Origin of the sequence: Staphylococcus cohnii subsp. cohnii, from assembly GCF_002902365.1 — a bacterium.
Classification (GTDB): domain Bacteria; phylum Bacillota; class Bacilli; order Staphylococcales; family Staphylococcaceae; genus Staphylococcus; species Staphylococcus cohnii.
In genome coordinates this window covers 1-5,865 of the sequence record NZ_PPQC01000031.1, presented here as the reverse complement: position 1 = coordinate 5,865, position 5,865 = coordinate 1, and the positions used below count along the sequence as shown (strand labels likewise).

Here is a 5,865-nt window from a genome sequence, read left to right as displayed (position 1 = left end):
AAGACTCCTTTTTGTTAAAATTATACTATAAATTCAACTTTGCAACAGAACCGCAAATATTAAAGCGATCAAACCAAACCAAAAAGGTGATAAAGATATTCAAGCAGCAATCAAAGAAACCTCAAAATATTCGGTTAAGTCATCTGATTTTTTAACTGATGATGACGAAAGAAATCAAGAAATCGTGAACGATTTAGAAAAAGGTTTATACCGAAAACGTATGTTGAGTTATGGTGGATTGCTTAAACAAAAACATAAAATTTTAAATTTAGATGATGCCGAAGATGGTAATTTGATTAATACAAGTGACGAAGATAAAACAACAGACGAAGAAGAAAAAGCACATTCAATTACGGCAATTTGGAATTTTGAAAAACAAAATTATTACTTAAAAGATTTGAAACGTTAGCTTAAAAGTTAGCGTTTTTTTATGCTTTTTTGCCCCTGCGGGAACTATAGCGTCCAACCGGCATGGTTGACCAGTTTTTATGCCAATTTTTAAATTTGCATGTAACTGGGTAGTGTCTAAAAAAAACGACACTGGATTTGCTTGAATTTTAGTTTGTGAAATTAAGATATATTTATTTGGCTCATATTTGCGTTTTAAAAGCTTATGTAGGTTTTTAGGTATAAAACTATATGATTTACCCCTAAATCTTTAAAATGCCCCCTTAAAATTCAAAATAAAGGCATTTAAAAATTAACAAAATAAAAAAGCTACTAGCAAAAAACTAGTAGCTTTAGTCTTGATGTAGTATTAATTTTTATATCTGCGCCACAACGCCGATTCCTTAAAATGAATATAAAAAATCGACGAAGGTCGATTACGGTTTTGCACACGTCGATTTATCCGACGTATAAGTGCGCCCTTACGGGATTTAACTAGATTATAACGACGAAAAATAGACCTGTAAAGTAATAACTATTGTGATAAAGTTTGCTAAAAAGGAGTTTTGAATTTGAAAAAAACAGAACGTAATTTATTTTCTATTTTCTTATCTTTAGGAAGTCTTTTTGCTATCTTTAGTGGTTTCTTTATTTTGGGCATTGGAATGTTAATTGGTGGAGCAACTTTATTAACTAAAAGTATTTCTGAAGAATAAAAGAGTTGACGCATTTATGCCGAGAAAATTTATTGTGCGTTGAGAAGAACCCTTAACTAAACTTGCAGACGAATGTCGGCATAGCGTGAGCTATTAAGCCGACCATTCGACAAGTTTTGGGATTGTTAAGGGTTCCGAGGCTCAACGTCAATAAAGCAATTGGAATAAAGCAACTAATTTTGGTAATTTGATAAAAAAAGGAGGGGTATATTGAGTAAGTTTTTAAAATATTTAATTTCAGCTATTCTTTTCACAATTGGCACATTTATTTTAATTGGGTAATCGGAAAATAGTGTGGAATTTTTTATCTGAACCCCTCTTTTTACTAATCCCCCCGTTAACTTAACAAGGATTTACTTTTTAACGAATAAAAGCTAAGTCATCATTGGCAAGGGCGTCATTTAACCATTGAGGATGCATTTTCAATAAGTCTCTTGGTAAACTTTGTTGTTCAAAAAATTGAATTTCTTGTGACTCAGAAGAATTACATCGTAGTTCACCCCCAGTAATTTCAGCAAGAAAACAAGTTGTTATAAAATGCACTACTCTTCCATTTGGATAAGTAAAAACCTGAGAATCAGGCTCAGAGTACACACCTATAAGCTTTTTAATTCTAATATCTAAATTGGTTTCCTCTTTTATTTCTCTAATAGCTGCTTCAGAAACTGTTTCCCCTATTTCTATATGTCCTGAAGGAATACCCCAAAGTCCTACATCGGACCTTTTTTGCAACAAAACTTGGTTCTCCTCATTCAAAATAATAACTGCAACACCAGCTTTCAAATCATCGATCCTTTTCATACGATAAATACCTCCTAAATAATAAAAAAAGAGCCGAAGAGAAAGATTTCAACGCATAACAACTACGCTGAACCTTCCCCCTCGGACCTTTTATGTCAATAGGTGCCTTTTACATATTGTAAAAGATGTAGCCCTCGGTCACTGACCTACCTAGATAGCGGAACCCTAGCTACAGTTTTCTAGTTCATTTTTATGCTACCACAATTACTTAGAAAATAAAAGATACTCTTCAACTAGCCTGACCTTAGTTTAGCAAAAATCTACCAGCTATAATGTTTTTCCACACGATAATCCGAATACCCTTTTAATTTTTGTTTTTGATTACTTGAAGCTAACTCCCAATGATAGTGGTTTTCTTAGTAATTTAAGTAACTTAGAATTGTTTTCTTTTTTCAATACACCTGAATTTAATGGTCTTTTTGTTTTATGTTTATTTATTTCTGCTTTAATTCTTATTTTTGGTTTATTGAGTGGTTTTAAAAAAGAGAGTGGCTCCTAATTTTTACTCTCTTTTTTAATTTTTAGAAACGAGTTGAAAACGAGTTTCTTCTTGTCTTGATAATGATTGGAGGCGAAATTAATATCATTTTCCCATCTATAGGTATATCTTTACCACGAATGGATCCAATAGATTTAATCTCTCTATATAAACTTTCTTCTTGTAATTTTTAAAATCACTTTGTAAGGTCATTATACTCTTTCTTTCAGCTCATTATATCCAGAGTCGATTTCAAATCCCAAATCTTCTATCATCTTATAATCTAATTTATTAGGCTGTCCTCCAGTAATTAAGTAGTCTCCTACAAATATTGAATTTGCTGCCTTTAAAGCCAAAGGTTGTAGTGAACGTAAATTAACTTCTCTACCGCCAGCAATTCTAATTTCTTTAGATGGATTGACAATCCTAAATAGAGATATAAGTCGCAAGCACTTCATGGGTGTCAATTCATCCATTTCTCCAAACTTTGTACCTTTAATAGGATGTAAAAAATTAATAGGAATACTATCTGCATCTATTTCTTTTAAGGCAAAAGCCATATCAATAATATCTTGATTTGATTCTCCCATCCCACAAATCACACCAGAACATGGTGAAATATTATTTTCTTTCATAATTTCTATAGTATTTGTTCTGTCCTTATAAGTATGGGTAGTTACAACTTCTTCATGATAGTTTTCACTCGTATTTATATTATGGTTATATCTATCAACGCCAGACGCTTTGAGCTTCTTAGCTTGTTCATCATTAGTTAAACCAAGACACGCACATACTTTCAGTTGAGGATGGTTTGATTTAATTTCTTCTACTGTTCTACTTATATGATCAATTTCTTTGTTACTAGGTCCTCGGCCGCTCATGACAATGCAATATGTACCTATGTTATTCTCGTTAGCTACTTTGGCTCCGCTAACAATTTGTTCTTCTGGTACTAGAGCGTATCTTTGCTTTTGTTTCATATCTCTAGATTGACCGCAATAACCGCAGTTTTCGGGACATATACCACTTTTAGCATTTAAGATCATATTTAATTTTACTTTTTTCCCATAATAATGTTTTCTTAATATGTAGGCTTCGTTCAATAAATCTAATGTATCTATATTAGGATTTTCATATATTTTCAATAACCTCTCTTTAGTTAAGATTTCTCCTTTTAAAATTTTTTCAGCTAAATTCATACTAATCATCCTTATCTAATATATTGTGTAGTGCTTTTTCAAAAATATTAACCATTTTTCAAATTTCTTTATTCAATATGCTTAAAATTGGAACAAAAGTAACAATAATTTCTAAAGCAATGGAACATACTATTTGGTTACCGGTGTAAGTATAGCTATGTAAAAATGCATTAACACCATGATTATCGCTTGAAAATGTTTTATAAATCTTTTGAGAATTTAAAGTAGCAGCTAAAGGTAAATCCCCCCGTAATCGTCTTACCTAGACACATGATAGCTAGCGCACATTTTCATGATTACAAGTAAACATTTCACCACTCTTTCCTATATCTGTATTAGTACTGATAATAAAACTAAGCGATCTAAATGTAAACTAAAAAAATGAAAATGTTTACATTTTAAATTTTTTTCAGCTAAATTCATACTAATCATCCTTATCTAATATATTGTGTAGTGCTTTTTCAAAAATATTAACCATTTTTCAAATTTCTTTATTCAATATGCTTAAAATTGGAACAAAAGTAACAATAATTTCTAAAGCAATGGAACATACTATTTGGTTACCGGTGTAAGTATAGCTATGTAAAAATGCATTAACACCATGATTATCGCTTGAAAATGTTTTATAAATCTTTTGAGAATTTAAAGTAGCAGCTAAAGGTAAATCCCCCCGTAATCGTCTTACCTAGACACATGATAGCTAGCGCACATTTTCATGATTACAAGTAAACATTTCACCACTCTTTCCTATATCTGTATTAGTACTGATAATAAAACTAAGCGATCTAAATGTAAACTAAAAAAATGAATATGTTTACATTTTGGGTGAAGCAATCCCATTAAATACAAAAATAAATCTGACATTTATCTAAAAAAGAGAGGCCTTCATTACTAATATTCCAAAAAACTTCCTAGAAACTCTTGAAGTTATTGTCAGACTTCTGGTTTGCATTTAACCCTACGTTTAAATAATGGTATGACCAAGAAGGGAAAATATACTTTATATATACTGTTGGTGATTTTAGTCAAATTTTAAATTAATGAATAATAATTTACTAACTTAAAGTTAAAAATTGAATTTTCTAAAGGTCGTAAGGTATATCTAATGTTCTTCTTAGCAGTACATTTTCTATACGTTTATTTGCTGTCAACAGCTAAATAAAGTTACTCTTACGTTCTTTTGATCACGTATCGTAACATCTTTTAATTAAAAAAGATCATTATTCATATCTATTATTTAATTAAAAAACTTATTTTCGGTGCATGCTTCGATTAACTCAAATAAGAGCATAAGAAAAAACAATGCCACCTAAGGTGGCAATCAGCATAGCTGATGTTTTTAACATAATATTCCTACGGCACTTTCTCTCTATAAACATTGCTATATCAACATTTATAGCTATTTGAATTTTTGTTGAAAATTAAATATATCACGGTGCACAAAATATACTTTAATGCCATAAATGATTCAAAAACGGTGCACACAAAAGACTATAACGATACTATTTATAGCTTTTTAGGGTTCTTAAAAAAAGAGGGGATTTAAGTTAACGGTGCGTCGTGCACCGTAATTTTTTAAATTGATCTATCAATTGATACTGCAATTTTTGACACTATAATTTATTTAATTATAAAAAAGAAGCCATTGTATTAATACAATAGCTTCTAAATATGTTAATTCATTTTGTTCATTTTCTGTATTAATATCTGTTCTATTATTTAAATCATCTTCACTTTCATTAAATAATTGTTTAACTTTACGTTGATATTCATTTTTACTATCTTCTAATTCTTTAGTAAGTTCTTTCGACTGTTTCATGCTGTGATTTATTTTTTTAATTTGGTTATCACCAAAAGTTGTATCTATATAAAACAGGAATCATAAGTATATTGAGGTGCTTTTAAGTCATTAATTACCAAATAATCACTTCTAAAAGCCTTTTTCAAAAGCTGGTTCTTCCTATTTTTTGTTCTATCGATTTTCATCGAGTAACTCGTTTTCATTATTTTGACTCTCTGTTTCTTCTTTTATACTTTCCACGTCTTTATAACTATCTTCTTTATATTATATCTCTGTTGACTGTACTTCTTGTGGGTTGTTATCTTTATAATTACTATAAGAGGGGTCTTTGTATTTTTTATAAAAGAAAGATACAAAGATAAGTATGGAGATATTATCCATAAAGACTGTATCAGGTATAAAAAAAGGATAAAGCTTATAATACTATTAACGGTTCTGTTGCAAAGTAAAAAAATATAGCTAACCACTAATTTATCATGTCAG

General features: G+C 30.1%; 4 protein-coding genes and 3 pseudogenes. 2 read left to right on the top strand and 5 right to left on the bottom strand.

The features are described 5' to 3' along the window. Positions 1-52 precede the first annotated feature (52 nt). Positions 53-409, top strand: a pseudogene (locus tag CD032_RS05740) (protein rep); the annotation flags it as partial. Between the two features lie 550 nt (positions 410-959). Next, positions 960-1,103 (top strand): hypothetical protein, encoded by a 144-nt coding sequence (locus CD032_RS13080; protein ID WP_002324169.1) that lies wholly within the window; start codon positions 960-962, stop codon positions 1,101-1,103. Positions 1,104-1,463: 360 nt separating this feature from the next. On the opposite strand, the gene CD032_RS05735 is transcribed toward CD032_RS13080, so the two are convergent. From CD032_RS05735 to CD032_RS05710, 5 genes and pseudogenes are all read right to left on the bottom strand, one after another. Further along, positions 1,464-1,904 (bottom strand): NUDIX domain-containing protein, encoded by a 441-nt coding sequence (locus CD032_RS05735; RefSeq protein ID WP_002476233.1) that lies wholly within the window; start codon positions 1,902-1,904, stop codon positions 1,464-1,466. Between the two features lie 690 nt (positions 1,905-2,594). Next, positions 2,595-3,581, bottom strand: a complete 987-nt coding sequence (gene bioB, locus CD032_RS05725; RefSeq protein WP_019467634.1) for a biotin synthase BioB — start codon at positions 3,579-3,581, stop codon at positions 2,595-2,597. A gap of 58 nt (positions 3,582-3,639) precedes the next feature. Continuing rightward, a pseudogene (locus CD032_RS13360) lies at positions 3,640-3,906 on the bottom strand (aminotransferase class III-fold pyridoxal phosphate-dependent enzyme); the annotation flags it as partial. 156 nt (positions 3,907-4,062) lie between these two features. Then, positions 4,063-4,329 (bottom strand): annotated as a pseudogene (locus CD032_RS13355) (aminotransferase class III-fold pyridoxal phosphate-dependent enzyme); the annotation flags it as partial. 876 nt (positions 4,330-5,205) lie between these two features. After that, complete coding sequence (locus CD032_RS05710; protein WP_019467632.1) at positions 5,206-5,400, bottom strand: hypothetical protein; 195 nt, start codon at positions 5,398-5,400, stop codon at positions 5,206-5,208. Between the last annotated feature and the right edge of the window lie 465 nt (positions 5,401-5,865).

Coding starts and splice junctions, on each gene's coding strand:
- bioB (WP_019467634.1), bottom strand. CDS start 3,581: ATGAATTTAGCTGAAAAAATTTTAAAAGGAGAAATCTTAACTAAAGAG.
- CD032_RS05735 (WP_002476233.1), bottom strand. CDS start 1,904: ATGAAAAGGATCGATGATTTGAAAGCTGGTGTTGCAGTTATTATTTTG.
- CD032_RS05710 (WP_019467632.1), bottom strand. CDS start 5,400: ATGAAACAGTCGAAAGAACTTACTAAAGAATTAGAAGATAGTAAAAAT.